The following is an 18,330-nucleotide window of genomic DNA, read 5'->3' on the forward strand; positions in this document are numbered from 1 at the left end:
CACTCCTTTAATTGACTTGAGCCGCTTTTCTTAATTCCACCCTCATGGATGAGAGCAGGATGGCACCGACAAGGATTGTCCCGACCCAGAAAACGATCGTTGGTTCGCCCTCAAAAATGGCTTTATAAAACAATCCTCCATACATACCGCCGATTGCAGGACCAAGCACTGGTATCCAGGCATACCCCCAGTCCGACCCGCCTTTACCCGGAATTGGAAGAACCGCATGAGCGATCCGCGGTCCAAGATCACGGGCGGGGTTAATGGCATATCCCGTTGTAGAACCGAGCGACATCCCGATCGCTACAATCAATAATCCGACAATAAGCGGATTCAGACCATCCGTGAAATCATTGGCACCTATGAATAACAATCCCATCACCAATACGAATGTTCCAATCATTTCACTGACAAGGTTGGAGATTGGGCTCCGAATCGCGGGATCCGTACAGAAAATAGACTTTATAGCAAGCTGGTCCTCTGTATCTTTGAAATGGGGCAGGTAATGAAAATATACAATTGCAGCACCAATGAAGGCACCAATCATTTGAGCGGTGATATACTGTGGCACCTTTGACCATGGGAAATCTCCGACAATAGCGAATCCGAGCGTCACCGCTGGATTAATATGAGCATCGGTGATCCTTCCTACAGCATAGACACCTAAAGCTACCGCAAGCCCCCACGCGATGGTGATCAACACCCAATTCCCATCGGCCTTTGTTGCTTTTAAGTTAGCACCTGCGATGACACCGGCACCAAAAATAATCAAGATCATCGTCCCGATCAGTTCCCCGACGAATTCCGTCATATGCAACGACATCCCCTTTCTCCTATTGAACAGATCGAACAAAAAAACCACACAATATTAGTCACGCTAATGATTGTGTGGATCCGTCTGTCCCCTCACGAAAGGTGGTATGTATTCGTGATGCTAAAACTTCCATAATTCTGAACGTGAGGTGGAAACAGCTGAAGCTCCGGACGCAAGCGCTTTCTCAACCTCTTCATCTGTGCGTATCAAACCACCCGCAATCACCGGAACTCCTATACGATCCTTAATCTCTTTTATCATACCCGGCAAAATACCCGGTAAAACTTCCACATAGTCCGGGGATGTCTTCTGGATGATCTTCACGTTGTGTTCTATCGCCTGACTGTCTATCAGAAATAAACGTTGGACGGAGAGAATGCCATACTTCTTAGCCTGATGGATGACATGGGCTCTTGTACTGATCACACCATCCGGTTTTACTTCCTGACCAATGTATTCCATGCCGTAATCATCGGCCTTCAAACCTTGAATCAAATCAACATGGACCAATACTTTCTTACCTGCTTTCTGCCCCACCTTCACGAGCTTCCTCAATAGTCCGAGCCGGCTCTCCAGAAGAATAATGTAATCCGTGTTACTTTCCAAAAGCGTTTCAAATTCCTTTATTTTCTTAACAGCGGGCAGTACCGGCTGGCTGAAGCTCATAACGTCTCCTCTTTTCCCTGCATGTTGTTCCTCTCTTCCATTTGGTCTTTCGTATAGATGATCTGCATCGGGTTACCACCGACAAAGGCTCCGGCAGGAACGTCTTTATGCACAAGCGTCCCTGCCGATACAACAGCTCTGTCTCCAATTGTGACACCAGGAAGAATCGTCGTGTTTGCACCGATCAAGACTTCATCTCCAATGTCAATTATCCCCAAACGATATTCATCGATTAAATATTCATGAGCAAGAATCGTCGTATTGTAGCCGATAACCGAATTCCGTCCGACACGGATCTTCTCCGGAAACATAATATCCACCATGACCATGAGCGCAAATGCCGTCTGCCCTCCGACTTCCATCCTTAAAAAGGTCCGATAAAGCCAATTTTTCAACCCGAGAAACGGCGTGTATCTTGCCACCTGAATAATGACAAAATTTTTTACCACTTTAGTGAACGGAACGGTCTTGTAGATGTGCCAAAGTGAGTTGCCGCCTTCCACCGGATAACGATCCGTCTTCCTCATTCCTTCAACCCCTTGTAATGGAAAGCAGGTCGCGCATGTTGGACAGCATGTAATCCGGATTTAACTCATCCAAAACGCGTCTTCCCTTTATTGTCCACGCCACGCCTGCGGTCTTTGTGCCGGCGTTCTGTCCTGCTTCAATATCATGCGTGTTGTCTCCGACCATCAATGCTTCCGATGCTTTGGAACCTAAACGATCGAGTGCTTTGACAATTGGTTCCGGATGCGGCTTCGCATTCGTGACATCATCCAGGGTGATGATCGTTTCGAACATACCGGCAAGACCGGTCATTTCCAGCCCCATCTGGACGGTGTGACGCATTTTCGTAGTGACGATTCCGAGGTGGTATCCTTCTTCCTTCAATGTCTGAATCGTCTCCACCACTCCTTCATATGCCTTCACATACTTGTCATGATTTTCCACATTGTGTTCCCGATAAACTTCAATCATTTCCTGTACTTTATCAGGGTTAACTTTTCTCAGACTTTCTATAAGAGGCGGACCGATAAAATCAAGGATTTCCTCCCTGCTGTAAGGACGATCTGCAAATTGCTCAATGGTGTGTGTAAAGGAAGCGATGATCAGTTCGTTCGTGTCGATCAGCGTTCCGTCCAAGTCAAAGAGAATGGTACGTATGCTCATTAGTAGAATCCTTCCTATCTTGGTGTAGTCTGTTCCAAACAAAACCGATGACCGCAGTCAAAATAACAGCCGTGAGCAACCGGATAACAAGCAGAGGCCATACCGGTATTCCGAGCGGGATAAAGACAAGCGTATCTTCGACCACTGCGTGGCAGGAGACAAGAAAGATCACTGCGAGTGTCATATCTTTCTTTGAGACGCCGTCTTCTTTGACCGCCTGAATCATCAACCCGGCCCCATACGCGAGACCGATCGTTAACCCGGCAACAAGCGTCATCGACGTGTTTCTCTCCATACCGAGGAAGCGGGTCGCAGGCGCAATCCAGCCTGAGAAGCGATCGAGCCACCCTCGTTCCCTTAAGTACTGCATGACAATCATGAGCGGAATAACAATCAATGCCAGTTGGACGATCCCCATGAAGGCCGTCTGAACTCCGTGAAAGATAATTGCTGACCAGCCTTCCGGATCAGCTGCCTGCTCAGGAGCGAGGCCGTATTGGGCGATTTCACTGCCGCCGTTCCAGACGAGGTTGACCGTCACCGCAGCAAGAAGTGCCAAACCCACGCGGACGCAGATAACGATCCACCAGCTGACTCCAACTTTCTTGGCAACCGTCGATTCAATTAATAGGTTGTGCGAGAAGGACAGCATGATTGCCATGATGAATACTTCTTTGACCGTGAATTCAAATGACAAGATTGCGGCTATTCCCGCATACAAGTTCAATGCATTACCTAAAACAAGTGGAACCGCCGCTTCTCCAGATAGACCAATCCACCGCATCATCGGTTCCAACCGATCAATGACCCAAGGTAAAACAGGGGTGTATTGAAGAATCGTTACAATCAACGTTACAGGAAAGATGACCTTCCCCAACGTCCATGTCAAATCGATCCCTTTTCGAGCCCCTCTTTTCGCAACACCCATCATGGCACATGCTCCTTTATTTTACTTTTTTTCCACTATAATATTTATCCGCCATTCCTGACTTCCTGCGATAAATGATCAGAATGACAGATAAGACAATCAGCACGATCGAAATGAACTGAGCTGTGCGGATTTCAGCAAATAGATACAGGCTGTCCGTCCGCATTCCTTCGATAAAATAGCGTCCGACGGAATACCAGATGACATAGCTCAGGAAAACTTCCCCTCGACGAGGATCGAATTTGTGACGAAGAATCAGCAATAAGATGAATCCGATGATGCTCCACAGGGATTCATAGAGGAACGTAGGATGATAGACGGTCCCTTCGATACACATCTGTTGATTAATAAAGTCGGGCAGATACTGCATGTAATTATTATAGAACGATTCAGAGACCGGGCCTCCGTGCGCTTCCTGATTCATGAAATTACCCCAGCGTCCGATTGCCTGTCCGAGAATGATGCTCGGTGCGGCAATGTCGGCCATCTGCCAAAAGGACAGCTTCTTCGCACGGGTATAAAGATAGGCGGTTAATACAGCTCCGATCAAACCGCCGTGTATAGCAATTCCGCCTTCCCATACGGCGAAAACTTTCCACCACGGCCCTCCCGCATACCGATCCCATTCAAACAGAACGTAGTAGGCACGGGCACAGATAATAGCTGCCGGAATCGCATAAACCACGATATCCACCATGTAATCTTTCTTTAAACCAAGTCGTTCCGTCTCCCTTGTTGCTATGAGCAGCCCAAGAAAGGCTCCGGTGGCGATAATCAACCCATACCAGTAGATGGTGAGAGGACCGAGCTGGAGGAACACCGGATTCAACGGTTCTGGTGTACAAACTTGCATGATGTATTTCCTCCTTTACTCCGTCTCTTTATCTTGGTCAATCACTTTAGTCAAACGTTCTGAGAACTCTTCTGCTGCATTGACGCCCATCCGTTTCAAACGGAAATTCATTGCTGCCACTTCGATGATAACAGCCAGGTTTCTTCCCGGTCGTACAGGAATGGTCGCCTTCGGAACTTCGACATCCATGATCTTCATCGTTTCTTCTTCGAGACCGAGACGGTCGTATTGTTTATTCTTATCCCAAAGCTCCAGATCAATGACAAGAGTGATTCGCTTGAAACTGCGGACAGCACCGGCACCGAACAATGTCATCACATTGATAATGCCGAGACCACGGATTTCCAATAGATGTTCAATCAAAGGGGGACTGTTCCCGATCAATGTATCGTAGTCTTCTTGACGAATCTCTACACTATCGTCCGCAACGAGCCTGTGCCCTCTCTTGACAAGTTCGAGCGCTGTTTCACTTTTACCGACGCCGCTTTGACCGGTAATCAGAACGCCGATACCATATATATCTACGAGTACACCATGAATTGCGGTGAATGGTGCGAATTTAGATTCAAGAAAATTTGTCAAACGGCTGATCACACGTGTCGTCTTGTACGGCGACCTCATTAATGGAACGCCGGCATCAATCGCTGCCTCACGAAGTTCTTCAGGTACATCCATTCCTCTGGTAATGACAATACCCGGCGTCAAATCCGTACACAGTTTTTCGGCACGCTCTTTTCTCTGTTCATGTGTCAACTCATTGAAGTAGGATAGTTCCGTCTTGCCCAATAGTTGGAGACGATCTTTTGGATAGAACTTGAAATACCCGGTCATTTCCACACCAGGTCTGGAAATATCACTCATATGTATTTCACGATGAATGCCGTCTTCTCCGGCTATCAATTCTAATTTAAACTGCTCTAATAAATCTTCTGTTCGGACCTTGCTCATCTCTCTAACAACCTCCTTATTCGTGAACCACTGTCCCCTATTGTAGCATGTTTTTTTAATTCTTGAATATTTAGTCCTGACTACAGAGTAATCCATAAAAAAAGCACAGGCTGTTTCGCCCGTGCTTCCATAGAACATTATTTTTTCATATCTTTGATCAGACTGTTCAATACCAGGTTGATAATGGAAATGATGATGGCAGAAATGATTGCCATTCCGAATCCATCAATATCAAAGGTACTGCCAAGCAGCGCATCTGTAAGCCAAAGTGTAATGGCGTTAATGACGAACAGGAAGAGTCCAAGAGATACGAGCGTAATCGGCAGCGTCAAGATAACCAATATTGGACGTACAATTGCGTTCAGGATCGATAAGATCAGCGCAGCGAGTAATGCCCCGCCCACCCCTTCAATTTGTACAGAATCAAACAGGGCACCGACAGCTATGATCGCTATGGCATTCACCAAGATATGCAGGAACCAATTCTTCACACTATCCACCTACCTATTTTTTTAGACAAGATCAGAGGATGGACGGCGGGGTGACGGTCACAGGCCCGGTCTTTGTCTCAGCCTCTATATGATATGTCTGGTCATATTGTTCGTAAGCTTCGAATTCCAGACGTTTGTTCATTACATCTTTCTTGTCTTTTAGAATCTTGTAGTTTTCCAACTCGCAATATACGTTCCCTATATTGCTTTTCAATAATCCTACTATTTTTCTTTCATTGGGTATGGAAACACGAATGCTTCCAGCAGTTGTCTTATAGAAGCCCGTATGAGCTTTATTGCTCAAATGATCCACTTTAATTTGTCCGCTTACGGTTGAAATATCACTCTTGCCAAGATCACCAACAAGGGAGACGGTCCCATTGATGGTATCTGCTTCCCACTCCTCAAAATTAACGGATGCTGCCGTAATACTTCCATTACCTGTTTCAACCTTGCAGCTGCGACCAATCAACTCCTTTAATTTCACAGGACCATTTGATGTTTTCAACTGCAGCTGATCTGCTTTCAGCTCCTCTATTTCCAGCTCACCGTTGGACAGCTTCGCTTTAATAAAGGAAAGGTGGACAGGAGGAACATAAAGCTCCACCTTCACCTTTGTTTTTTTGACCGGGCTGGAAAGTCGGAGCAAACCTGCTTTCAAAGTCAGGTTCACGTCCTCTTGGAACCTGTCCTTCGCCTGCTGTTCACTCTCCGCCCCATACACCCTCCCATCAAATACGGCTTTGACATAATCCTGATCCCACGATCGAAGTACAAGGGAACCATTTGCAATCCATACATCGATATCATTCATTTCCCCTGCCTCCAGCACTGCCTCCTCGGAAAAAGATTGATATTCCCCGAAAACCATGTCAAAATCTGATTTTTTCACTTTCTCAACCGCATCATCGAAAAAGTTTCGTAACCCATACCTTTTGGAGGCGGGTTTCTCTTTGTCTTCCTCCGGCTTTCTTTCTACAGCTTCAAGCAGCTTCGCTCCTTCATCAGCCGTTATTTTCCCCTCTTCAATCATTTTGAGGATCTTCATTCGCTCTTCTGTCATTTTCCTCACTCCTTACTTCTTCGTACGATTTGCCAACAGCCAGTGATTCAAAAAACACCTTGAAAAGACATCGTGTCTTCTCAAGGTGTAATCTGCCTAAATACTACAGCGGTAGAAACGCTCTGTTTTCATACGTTCTAATTGTTCCGGGTTCTGTTCCATTAAACTCATCATACCATCCACCTGAGACAGGTGAGCGCGTATGGCTGCCATTTTCTTATCCCAATGAGGGCGGATATCCAATACGATTTCCGGTTCTCCCAAATCTTCCTGATGATCGTTGGAAATGGCATGCAGCCACAGCTCCGGCCGCTTCGAATCATCCATTAAACGCACAGCCTCCACCACGCCGGCACCGAGAGCGTCGTGATCCGGGTGTACGGCATAGCCAGGATAGTGTGTGATAATGATGGAAGCTCCGTACGCCTCGATTCTCTCTTTCAGATAGAGAGCCATTTGATCCAATGGTTCAAACTCCAGCGTCTTGTCACGGTAACCGAGAAATTCCAGGCCGATATCCAGCTCCTCAACCGCTTTTTGGAGCTCCTCCTTACGGAACGAGGAGAGCGTCTCTCTGTTTGCAAATACGGGCTTACCCATATTACGCCCCATCTCTCCTAATGTACCACATAGATAAGTGACTTCTGCGCCTTCTTCCCTGAACTTCGATATGGTTCCCGAAGCCCCAAAGGATTCATCATCCGGATGAGGGAAGATGACGAGCACTTTCTCTTTACTCATCCGGATCGACCTCATGAGAAAAAGGAGTCTCACTGATTTCCAGAGCTACCATAAGGCGACCTTCCCGGTCGTGTCCAGCCAAAAGGAGACGGTCATGTTCATCAATTTCGAAATCCGACACTCCTTCTGCGTACACCCATCCAAGATCCAGCTTCAATCCGACGCGGAAACCTCCGCCTGTGCTGACAATTTTTCCATGTTTATATTTCACTTTTGCATTGCGAATAAATGCCCCTACATTATAAGCGTTTTGATCAAAGTGGCTGGCATAAGCCCCATTCGTCGTTTCCAAGTGAACGTAGACATCTTTGTTGGCAAATTGATCTATTTTGTTCTGAACTGCTTCTTGCTGTATTGCTTTCACTAGTATTCCTCCCGTCAAACGATTCTTGTTTAACGATACTGAATTCTCCGGCAGGCGTCAAAACATCTACTTGGAGGCGACTTCTTCCCGCTCACTCATACGCTGTTCCATTCGCTTGCGGTCTCTTTCCAGAACCGGTTTTAAATACCGTCCCGTATAGGACTCCCTGTGTTCTGCCACTTCTTCCGGTGTACCGGTAGCAATGATCTGTCCGCCATTCTGTCCGCCTTCCGGTCCAAGATCAATGATGTGATCTGCCGCTTTAATGACATCCAGATTATGTTCAATAATCAGAACGGAATCTCCGTTTTCCACAAGTCGCTGCAGCACTTGAAGAAGTCGGGATATGTCGTCCACGTGTAATCCTGTCGTCGGTTCGTCCAGAATATAGAAGGACTTTCCGTTTGAACGGCGATGAAGCTCGCTGGCAAGTTTCACACGCTGGGCTTCCCCACCGGAAAGGGTCGTCGCAGGCTGCCCAAGCTTAATGTAATCAAGCCCGACATCCGCCACCGTCTGCAGCTTCCGTTTGATTTTCGGGATGTTGGCAAAGAAATCCAGCGCTTCTTCAATCGTCATCCCCAGTACATCTGCAATGCTCTTCCCTTTATATTTCACTTCGAGCGTTTCCCGGTTATAGCGTTTCCCGTCACATACCTCGCACGGAACGTAAACATCCGGCAGAAAGTGCATTTCGATTTTAATAATTCCATCCCCGCGACACGCTTCACACCTTCCACCTTTGACGTTGAAGCTGAATCGTCCTTTTTTGTATCCGCGGATTTTCGCTTCGTTCGTCTGTGCAAAAACATCCCGGATATCATCGAATACACCTGTGTACGTAGCCGGGTTGGAGCGTGGTGTCCGGCCGATAGGCGACTGATCGATATCAATCACTTTGTCGAGCTGATCGATTCCTTCTACAGTTTTATGCTTCCCTGGTTTTTGTTTTCCGTTATGAAGCCGCATCGAAAGTGTTTTGTAGAGGATTTCATTGATCAATGTACTCTTCCCTGAACCTGATACCCCGGTGACAGCGGTCAGAAGTCCAAGCGGCACATCGGCGTTCACTTTCTTAAGGTTGTTCTCTTCCGCTCCTTTGATTTTCAAAAAGCGGCCATCCGGTTTCCGGCGCTCTGCTGGAAGCGGAATGAATTTTTTACCGGACAAGTACTGCCCGGTTAAAGACTTCCGACTCTTCATTACCTGCTTCGGCGTTCCCTGGGAAACAATATTTCCGCCATGTGCTCCTGCACCAGGTCCAATGTCGATTAAATAGTCGGCAGCCAACATCGTATCTTCATCATGTTCTACCACGATCAGCGTATTATCCAAATCACGCATCCGCTTGAGTGTTTCAATCAGTCTGTCGTTATCACGCTGGTGGAGGCCGATGGAAGGCTCGTCCAGTACATATAATACTCCCGTAAGTGCAGAACCGATCTGGGTCGCAAGCCTGATCCGCTGCGCTTCACCGCCGGAAAGGGTACCGGCAGACCGGGAAAGTGTTAAATAATCAAGGCCGACATTCGCAAGAAAGCTCAATCGCTCTACAATCTCCTTCAGGATCATGCGCGCGATCGTTTCCTCCTTCTCTGTCAGTTCTAATGAATCGAAGAAATTCTTCGCTTCCGTAACAGAGAAGTCTGTTGTCACCCCGATATGTTTGCCGTTGATGAGAACGGCGAGAGCTTCTTCATTCAATCTGTTTCCTTTACACTTCGGACACGGTTTCTGTGCCATGTACTTTTCCATCTGCTCACGAATATAGTCGGAACTGGTTTCTCTATAGCGCCGGGAAATGTTTGGAATAACGCCTTCAAAGAAGATTTCATTTTCCCTTACTTTTCCAAAATCGTTCTCATAGCGGAAATAAACCTTCTCCTCTCCACTACCGTAAAGGATCCGTTCTTTATGCTCCTCCGGTAATTCTTCGAAAGGCTGATCCATATCAATACCGTAGTGATCTGAAACACTCTTAAGCAGCTGCGGATAGTATTGTGAGCTTTGAGGTTCCCAGGCGGCGATTGCGTGTTCGTTCAAGGACCGGCTCCTGTCTGGAATCACAAGATCGATATCTACTTCAAGCTGAGTACCTAAACCGTCGCAGCGGCTGCATGCTCCAAACGGGCTGTTAAAGGAAAACATACGCGGCTCCAGCTCGCTGATGGAAAATCCGCATATCGGGCATGCATGGTGTTCACTGAACATCAGCTCCTCCTCGCCGATTACATCCACAATCGTATGTCCATTTCCTAGATTAAGAGCCGTTTCGATGGAATCAGAAAGGCGGCCTTCCACACCATCTTTAACAACAATTCGGTCAATGACGACTTCTATTGAATGTTTCTTGTTCTTATCCAGTTTTATTTCCTCGGAAATTTCGCGCATTTCTCCGTCGACACGAAGACGGATATATCCTTCTTTTTGGAGCTGTTCAAACACCTTCACGTGTTCCCCTTTTCGCCCGGAGACGACAGGTGCGAGAATCTGAAGCTTCGTTCTTTCCGGATACTCCATCACACGATCCACCATCTGCTGGACGGTTTGAGAACTGATTTCTATTCCGTGTTTCGGACAGGTCGGACGTCCAATCCTGGCGAAGAGCAGACGTAAATAATCGTAAATTTCGGTCACGGTCCCTACAGTAGAACGAGGGTTCCGACTTGTCGTTTTCTGGTCGATGGAAATTGCCGGGGATAACCCTTCAATTGCATCGACGTCCGGTTTATCCATCTGCCCAAGGAACTGACGGGCATAAGCACTCAAGGACTCCACATATCGGCGCTGTCCCTCGGCATAAATGGTATCGAATGCCAACGAAGACTTCCCTGAACCGGATAAACCAGTCATGACCACCAGCTTATTCTTTGGAATGTCGATATCGACATTCTTCAAATTGTGGGCTCTGGCTCCCTTGATACTTATATGTTTACTAGCCATACTCAAATCATCCCTCCGCTTTTAGTTCCAACAAAACATCACGCAGTTCAGCCGCACGCTCGAAATCGAGTTCCCGAGCTGCCTGCTTCATTTCCGTTTCCATATTGTCGATAAGCTCCTGACGTTCGCGCTTCGTCATTTCCGACGGCTTCTTACCCGTATCGTACTGTTCCTCTTCTTCTGCGACGGCAGTAGCCTTAATAACGTCACGCACTTCTTTCTTGATCGTTGTCGGAGTTACACCGTGCTCTTCGTTATAGGCAATCTGCTTCTCCCGACGACGGTATGTTTCATCTATAGCAAACTGCATGGAAGCCGTCACTTTGTCGGCATACATGATAACTCTTCCGTTTTCATTTCGTGCTGCACGTCCGATCGTCTGAATCAGGGAACGGTCGGAACGGAGGAAACCTTCTTTATCTGCATCGAGAATAGTAACGAGAGATACTTCCGGAATGTCCAGACCCTCTCTCAACAAGTTGATTCCGATCAACACATCGTATTTACCGACACGAAGATCCCGGATGATTTCAATCCGTTCGAGCGTCTTGATTTCTGAATGGAGGTAAGCAACCTTCATTCCCAACTCTTTGAGGTAGTCCGTTAAATCCTCAGACATTTTCTTCGTAAGTGTTGTAACCAGTATCCTCTCATTTCGATCTTTCCGCTTGTTGATCTCTCCCACCAGATCATCGATCTGACCATGAATCGGACGCACTTCAATTTCCGGATCAAGAAGTCCGGTCGGCCGGATAATCTGCTCGATCATCTTCGGTGTATGTTCGATTTCGTATGGACCAGGCGTCGCCGAAACGTAAGCAATCTGGTTGATGTGTTCCTCGAATTCATGAAACATAAGCGGCCTGTTGTCCATAGCGGAAGGGAGACGGAATCCATGATCGACGAGCACTTGTTTCCTAGCCCTGTCCCCGTTATACATCCCTCTCACCTGTGGAAGTGTCACATGGGATTCATCAATCATAATCAGGAAATCATCCGGGAAATAGTCGAGAAGCGTATAAGGCGTCGCTCCCGGCTCCCGGAACGTCAAATGACGGGAATAGTTTTCGATTCCTGAACAGAAACCCATTTCCCTCATCATTTCCAAATCGTAGTTTGTCCGCTGCTCCAGACGCTGCGCTTCGAGAAGCTTGTCGTTGTCCCGAAGCTCTTTTACACGGTCTTTCATTTCCTGTTCTATATTTTCAATGGCTTTTTTCAACTTTTCTTCCCGGGTGACGAAGTGGGAGGCCGGGAAAATCGCTACATGCTCCCGATCGCCGATCACTTCGCCGGTCAACACATCCACTTCTCTGATCCGGTCAATTTCGTCTCCGAAAAATTCAATCCTCATCGCATGTTCTTCCCGTGAAGCAGGAATAATTTCCACCGAATCCCCGCGCACGCGGAATGTACCACGCTGAAAGTCAATATCGTTCCGCGCATATTGAATGTCTACAAGGTTCCGGAGCAGCTGATCCCGATCCTTCTCCATTCCCGTACGAATGGAAAGCACCTGACTTCGATATTCGTCGGGAGAACCTAAACCATAAATACAAGAAACACTGGCAACAATGATGACATCGTTCCGCTCAAACAAAGCAGACGTAGCGGAGTGGCGCAGCTTGTCGATCTCATCATTGATGCTCGCGTCCTTCTCGATAAACGTATCCGACGAAGGGACATAAGCTTCCGGCTGATAATAATCATAGTAACTGACAAAATATTCCACAGCGTTATTTGGAAAGAACTCCTTGAATTCACTGTAGAGCTGCCCTGCCAACGTTTTGTTATGGGCTATGATCAGTGTCGGCTTGTTGACCTGTTCAATGACGTTTGACATGGTGAACGTCTTACCGGTACCCGTTGCACCGAGTAACGTCTGATGTTTTTCCCCATTGTTAATCCCTTCGACCAATGCTTTGATTGCTCGCGGCTGATCTCCCTGCGGGGTGTATTTAGATACTAATTCGAATTGTCCCTCCACGACGAAAACCTCCGTTCCTCACTATTCCTTCCTAGTTTACCACAACAGTTTACCATTCTAACCTTAAACGAACAAACATTCGCACTTGCAATTGGTTTTTCCCTATTTTCCCATATTTATCCCCTCTCTCCGACATACTCCTTTTCCATCCAACCAACGCTCACCTATATCCTTTACGACTCGGAAAAATAAACAAAGCACCTGTATCCACAGGTGCTTTGTTTATTTCTATATCAATTCAGGGCTTACGCATCAAAGGTTTGATTATATTCATTTACTTCAAACAAATCGATCAACTCAATATCCGGATTCTTATCAATGAACCAACGCAGGGAAAAATCGTTTTTGAACAGAACAACCGGATTCCCTTCCCGATCTTCAGCAAGCATGTTCCGTTCATCGAACAGCGAAACGTCCACCTGATCCTCTTTAAGCCAGCGTGGAATACGCTCTCCAAGCGGTATTAACTCAATATCCACATTATACTCATTCTTCATCCGATATTCGAATACTTCGTATTGAAGTTCTCCGACAGCACCGATGATAAAATCTTCGAAGCTGTAGCGTTTAAACAGCTGAATTGCTCCTTCCTGAACCAGCTGTTCCAAACCTTTGCGGAACTGCTTCGATTTCATAACGTTTTTAGCTGTAACCTTCTTGAAGATCTCCGGCGGGAATTGAGGAAGTTCATCATATTCAAACTTGGATTTACCTGTAACAATCGTATCGCCGATCCGATAGACGTTTGGATCATAGATTCCGATAATATCTCCTGCATATCCTTCCTCAACGGTTCCACGTGAAGAGGCTACGAACTGTTGTGACTGGGCAAGTTTAAAGGTTTTTCCGGTTCGCGAGAGCGTGACGTTCATTCCGCGTTCGAATTTACCGGAACAAACTCGAACAAAAGCGATCCGATCGCGGTGCTGCGGATTCATGTTAGCCTGGATTTTGAAAATAAAACCTGAAAACTCCTCGTCTTCTGGTGAAACGACACCTTCCGTTGACTTACGTGGTGCAGGTTCGGGTGCCATTTCAATAAATGAATTAAAGAATGTTTCGACTCCGAATGGGGCGAGTGCACTACCGAAGAATACCGGCGTTTGATCACCGCGCAGCACCTTCTCCATATCAAATGCTTCCCCGGCTTCTGCCACAAGTTCCATCTCTTCCTGAGCTTCCTGGAATGTTGCATTTTCTGTTAATTCCGGATACTGATCGAGCTGGTTATAAGGAATATAATCTTCTTCCTCATTTCCTGTGAAATGAACGAACTGTTCCTGTTCTCTGTCAAAAACCCCGAGGAATCGTTTCCCCATACCGGCAGGCCAGGTCATCGGGTATGTTTCAATATTTAAAGTTTCTTCAATTTCCTGCATTAAATCGAACGGCTCGCGTCCTTCCCTGTCCATCTTGTTAATGAACGTAAAAATTGGGATGCCGCGCATTTTACAGACTTTAAACAACTTGAGCGTCTGTGCCTCTATTCCTTTCGTCCCGTCAATAACCATGACAACACTGTCGACAGCTGTCAGCGTGCGATACGTGTCTTCACTGAAGTCTTCGTGGCCAGGCGTATCCAGTATATTGACCTGGTAGCCTTTATATGGGAAGTTCATAACACTCGATGTTACTGAGATTCCCCGCTGCTTCTCGATTTCCATCCAGTCGGATGTAGCGAATTTACCAGATTTCTTTCCTTTTACCGTTCCTGCTGAACGAATCAGATTACCAAACAGCAGCATTTTTTCCGTCATCGTCGTTTTTCCGGCGTCCGGGTGGGAGATAATAGCAAACGTACGACGCTTTTTCATTTCTTCTTGAATAGGATTCATCGTGATATCCTCCATGTTATAAATTTTATATGTTTTGATTTAAGGCAGGATATACGTTACAACGACCGTGTCGTGGACACATGATCCGTACAGCATTCCTTTTCCATAAAAAAAGCGCGCCTCGATTTCAGAGCGCTTCAACACTTTTGATTATACTTTGAAAGTTAGCATAACCGCCCGCTAAAATCAATGCTTGACGTGACAGGCCATGATTCCTTCCACTTCTCTCCCCCTCTGCAAACCTGTTATAATAGAAGCAAATAACGTTCAGTAAGGATGCCATATATGCAAAGTTATTTACTACAACCGAAAGATATACAAAAGATTACCGGTCCCACTTACTATGAGCGGGGTAAACGCTACTTCGAATCAGGTAAAGTGTATGGACTGTCACATAATAGCGCCATCCGTTCCTGGCGGGCGGTCGTAGCGGGGACCCATGATTATGAAGTCCGCGTTTTCTTTTTTGACGATGAAGATGTCGAGGCGACGTGCGAATGCCCGGCATATGCAGAGCACTATACGTGTAAACATATCGCCGCCGTTTTAATCGCCATACGTGAGAAAACATTGGAGGAGCTCGCTCCGCGTCTGGCTGAGAAAGGGAAGAACGTCCAATTCCCTCCGGCCAGTCAAGACCGTATGTTCGCTGTAAGTTTGTTTGAGGCTTTCCGGCAGCGTCAGGAAAACCAGTCGGAAACAGAAAGCAAGCGGCCGCTGCAAGTCAACTATTTTCTGCACCTTCAATCCATGCTTGGCGCGAAGAGTCTTGGAATGGAGATAAAAATCGGCGAAGGCTATCCCTACGTCATCAAGAATATTCGGGAGCTTCTTGACCACATTCGGAAGCAGCAGCCTTACAGGATTACGAAAAAGTTCACCTTTGACCCATCCGAACACCTGTTTACAGAGCTGGATAAGCGAATTTTCCATATTCTTCAGCGGGCATATGAACAGGAGCAGTTTTATGAGCAGCATTGGAGTATGAACGATAAGAAAGTTTTACGCATTCCACCTGCCATGACCAAGGATCTCCTTCCATTGCTACAGGAACAAAATGCTGCGATGATTGACCGTGGCGATCCGATGGGGGCTGTCCGCTTCGAACAAGATTTTCCGGATTTGTCCTTTTACGTAACGGAAGAACGCGGTCACTTTCATATGCATATGAACAAGTTGAAGGAATATGATTACCTGGCAGATTACCATATGCTGTACCGTCAGTCTTCCTTCTATCCAATTGACCCGGAGAAAGAAGATATTTTGAGGACCTTATATACTACGCTCCCATACAACTCGAGCGGAAGTCACACAGTAAGCTATCACGATATGGAAGGAATTGTTTCCTACGTCCTGCCAGAGTTAGAGCGGATAGCTGACGTTAATCTGGACTCTTCCGCTAAGGAAAGAATTATTCAGGAGCCATTGCGGGCAGAAGTTTATTTGGACTTCTCCCAATGGACATTAACCATTGATGTAAAGTTCCATTATGGTGACATTACCATCGATCCTTTTCAACAGAATAACGGCTCTCAGGCAATTATACAGAGAGACAGTCAAACGGAAGAGCATATCATGCAGATCATTGAGTCTGCCGAATTTAAATTTGATGGAGAAATGGTCTATATTGAAGATGAATACCCTTTAGATGTTTTTCTGCGCTATTATCTTCCGAAGCTTAAAGAGTGGAGTGATGTCTACTTATCTTCCTCCGTACGCTCTTTAATCAGCGAAGAAGCACACGAACTCCAAAGTTCCGTCGAGCTTGAAAACGAAGGGAACTGGCTTGATATCCGCTTTACCATTGAGGGAATCAGCTCTGATGACATACACGAAGCGCTCAAGGCCGTAATTGAAAAGAAAAAGTATTATCGACTCTCGGATGGAGCTCTAATGTCTTTGACCTCGGACTCCTTTGAACGCTTCCAGAAACTTATGAACGAACTGGATCTTACCGCACAGGATTTAGATGACAATCAACTCCACGTTTCCACGGCGCGGAGCCTTCAGGTGGAAGATGCCCTTCAACCGACGGATGCGGAACGAAACCGGCTGTTCCATGAACTTGTGAACCAGCTTAAATCACCACAGTCGTTTGATATCGCACCTCCATCTGGACTGAATGCAGAGCTGCGCTCCTATCAGCTCACCGGTTTTCGTTGGATGAAGATGCTCAGCCACTATGGTCTCGGTGGTGTCCTTGCGGATGATATGGGACTTGGAAAAACGCTGCAGACGATCACTTACCTGCTTCATGAAAAAGAAGAAGGGCTGATGAATGAACCGGCGCTGATTGTTGCTCCGGCTTCTCTCGTCTTTAACTGGAAGAAGGAATTAGAGAAATTTGCACCTTCCCTTTCTCTCCAGGTGTTGACCGGGGACCCGTCTTCACGTCAGGAAGCTCTGGAAGCAGCTGCTTCTAAAGATGTTTGGATTACCTCGTATCCATTATTGAGACAGGATGTTGCCTCCTACAGCGACCAGTCATTCCACACCATGGTTCTTGATGAATCACAGGCGATCAAGAACGAAGCGACCAAAACTGCCGTCGCGGTACGATCCGTAAAAAGCAGACACCGCTTCGCCTTAAGTGGAACACCAATTGAGAATTCTCTTCAAGAGTTGTGGTCTTTATTCCGTGCAATTATGCCGGGTTTCTTCCCGAGCAAAAAGAAATTCACGCAATTAAAACCAGAGAAGATCTCCATGATGACGCGGCCGTTTATATTACGACGGATGAAGACGGAGGTTCTTGATGAACTACCGGATAAGATCGATTCTGTCCAGTACTCAGAGCTGACCAGGGAGCAGAAAGAGGTTTACCTCGCCTACCTGGAACGAATCCAGAACGATATCCAGGAGACCATTGCGACAAAAGGAATACAGCGAGGGAAACTTGAGATCCTGGCTGGATTAACACGCCTCCGCCAAATTTGCTGCCACCCGGCATTATTCCTGGAGAACTATGAAGGGAAATCAGGTAAATTGGAGCAGCTGAAGGAACTTGCTTTAGAGCGGAAAGAAAACGGCAACCGTCTCCTTATTTTCTCTCAGTTTTCCAGTATGCTTTCCCTCATGCACGAAGAACTTCAGAAATCCGGTCTGGATGCCTTTTATTTGGACGGTCGGACAAAAACAGAAAAACGCATGGAAATGGTCGATCGGTTCAATGCCGGAGAGAAAGATGCTTTCTTCATCTCCTTAAAAGCCGGAGGGACCGGTCTGAATTTGACCGGAGCCGACACGGTCATTTTGTATGACCTGTGGTGGAACCCGGCAATCGAGGAACAAGCCGCCGGTCGTGCACACCGAATCGGCCAGGAAAAAGTCGTTCAGGTCATTCGAATGATAGCAGAAGGTACGATTGAAGAGAGGATCTATCAACTGCAGCAGAAGAAAAGGGATCTTGTTGATCAAATTATCCAGCCTGGTGAATCGATGCTTACCTCTTTAAGTGAAGAGGAAATCAAACAACTCTTTGCATGAAATAAAAAAGCAGCTGTCTCACAAGAGACAGCTGCTTTTGT

15 protein-coding genes are annotated in these 18,330 nt (G+C 46.6%); 1 reads left to right on the plus strand and 14 read right to left on the minus strand.

Translation table 11 applies throughout. The features are described from left to right. Nucleotides 1–7 precede the first annotated feature (7 nt). The 14 genes from M662_RS14415 to M662_RS14480 all read right to left on the minus strand — a co-directional run bounded on the left by M662_RS14415 (nt 8) and on the right by M662_RS14480 (nt 14,803). On the minus strand, nt 8–811 hold the full coding sequence (locus tag M662_RS14415) for an MIP/aquaporin family protein (protein ID WP_026578229.1): 804 nt from the start codon (nt 809–811) through the stop codon (nt 8–10). A 123-nt stretch (nt 812–934) separates the two neighbouring features. Then, nucleotides 935–1,480, minus strand: a complete 546-nt coding sequence (locus tag M662_RS14420) for a glycerol-3-phosphate responsive antiterminator (RefSeq protein ID WP_008634049.1) — start codon at nt 1,478–1,480, stop codon at nt 935–937. After that, the gene (locus tag M662_RS14425) at nt 1,477–2,007 is read right to left on the minus strand and encodes an acyltransferase (RefSeq protein WP_008634047.1); all 531 of its coding nucleotides are present in this window, start codon (nt 2,005–2,007) and stop codon (nt 1,477–1,479) included. The genes M662_RS14420 and M662_RS14425 overlap by 4 nt, the downstream gene beginning before the upstream one ends. 4 nt (nt 2,008–2,011) lie before the next feature. Then, nucleotides 2,012–2,650, minus strand: coding sequence for a pyrophosphatase PpaX (gene ppaX, locus M662_RS14430; protein ID WP_026578228.1), 639 nt, complete (start codon nt 2,648–2,650; stop codon nt 2,012–2,014). Continuing rightward, nucleotides 2,625–3,581 carry a nucleoside recognition domain-containing protein gene (locus tag M662_RS14435; RefSeq protein ID WP_026578227.1) on the minus strand — a complete coding sequence of 319 codons (957 nt, stop codon included), beginning with the start codon at nt 3,579–3,581 and terminating at the stop codon, nt 2,625–2,627. The genes ppaX and M662_RS14435 overlap by 26 nt, the downstream gene beginning before the upstream one ends. 13 nt (nt 3,582–3,594) lie before the next feature. Beyond that, nucleotides 3,595–4,431, minus strand: coding sequence for a prolipoprotein diacylglyceryl transferase (gene lgt, locus M662_RS14440; protein ID WP_008634040.1), 837 nt, complete (start codon nt 4,429–4,431; stop codon nt 3,595–3,597). Between the two features lie 15 nt (nt 4,432–4,446). Further along, the gene (gene hprK / locus M662_RS14445) at nt 4,447–5,379 is read right to left on the minus strand and encodes an HPr(Ser) kinase/phosphatase (protein WP_026578226.1); all 933 of its coding nucleotides are present in this window, start codon (nt 5,377–5,379) and stop codon (nt 4,447–4,449) included. Between the two features lie 137 nt (nt 5,380–5,516). Beyond that, nucleotides 5,517–5,870 (minus strand): phage holin family protein, encoded by a 354-nt coding sequence (locus M662_RS14450; protein WP_008635672.1) that lies wholly within the window; start codon nt 5,868–5,870, stop codon nt 5,517–5,519. A gap of 31 nt (nt 5,871–5,901) precedes the next feature. Next, complete coding sequence (locus M662_RS14455; RefSeq protein WP_026578225.1) at nt 5,902–6,933, minus strand: DUF4097 family beta strand repeat-containing protein; 1,032 nt, start codon at nt 6,931–6,933, stop codon at nt 5,902–5,904. 96 nt (nt 6,934–7,029) lie between these two features. Continuing rightward, a complete protein-coding gene (gene bshB2, locus M662_RS14460; protein ID WP_008635670.1) occupies nt 7,030–7,674 on the minus strand; it encodes a bacillithiol biosynthesis deacetylase BshB2 in 645 nt (214 codons plus the stop codon). Continuing rightward, nucleotides 7,667–8,038, minus strand: a complete 372-nt coding sequence (locus tag M662_RS14465) for a YojF family protein (protein WP_008635669.1) — start codon at nt 8,036–8,038, stop codon at nt 7,667–7,669. The genes bshB2 and M662_RS14465 overlap by 8 nt, the downstream gene beginning before the upstream one ends. 66 nt (nt 8,039–8,104) lie before the next feature. After that, nucleotides 8,105–10,981: an excinuclease ABC subunit UvrA gene (gene uvrA, locus M662_RS14470; protein ID WP_008635667.1), complete on the minus strand. Its 2,877-nt coding sequence runs from the start codon at nt 10,979–10,981 to the stop codon at nt 8,105–8,107. Between the two features lie 7 nt (nt 10,982–10,988). Continuing rightward, on the minus strand, nt 10,989–12,968 hold the full coding sequence (uvrB, locus tag M662_RS14475; RefSeq protein ID WP_008635661.1) for an excinuclease ABC subunit UvrB: 1,980 nt from the start codon (nt 12,966–12,968) through the stop codon (nt 10,989–10,991). A 245-nt stretch (nt 12,969–13,213) separates the two neighbouring features. After that, entirely contained in the window at nt 13,214–14,803 is a 1,590-nt protein-coding gene (locus tag M662_RS14480; protein WP_008635659.1) for a peptide chain release factor 3, read from the minus strand. 285 nt (nt 14,804–15,088) lie between these two features. Here M662_RS14480 and M662_RS14485 point away from each other — a divergent pair, with 285 nt between their 5' ends. Further along, a complete protein-coding gene (locus tag M662_RS14485; RefSeq protein WP_026578224.1) occupies nt 15,089–18,289 on the plus strand; it encodes a DEAD/DEAH box helicase in 3,201 nt (1,066 codons plus the stop codon). The last annotated feature ends 41 nt before the right edge of the window (nt 18,290–18,330 follow it).

Origin of the sequence: Bacillus sp. SB49 (assembly GCF_000469135.2) — a bacterium.
GTDB lineage: Bacteria > Bacillota > Bacilli > Bacillales > Halobacillaceae > Halobacillus.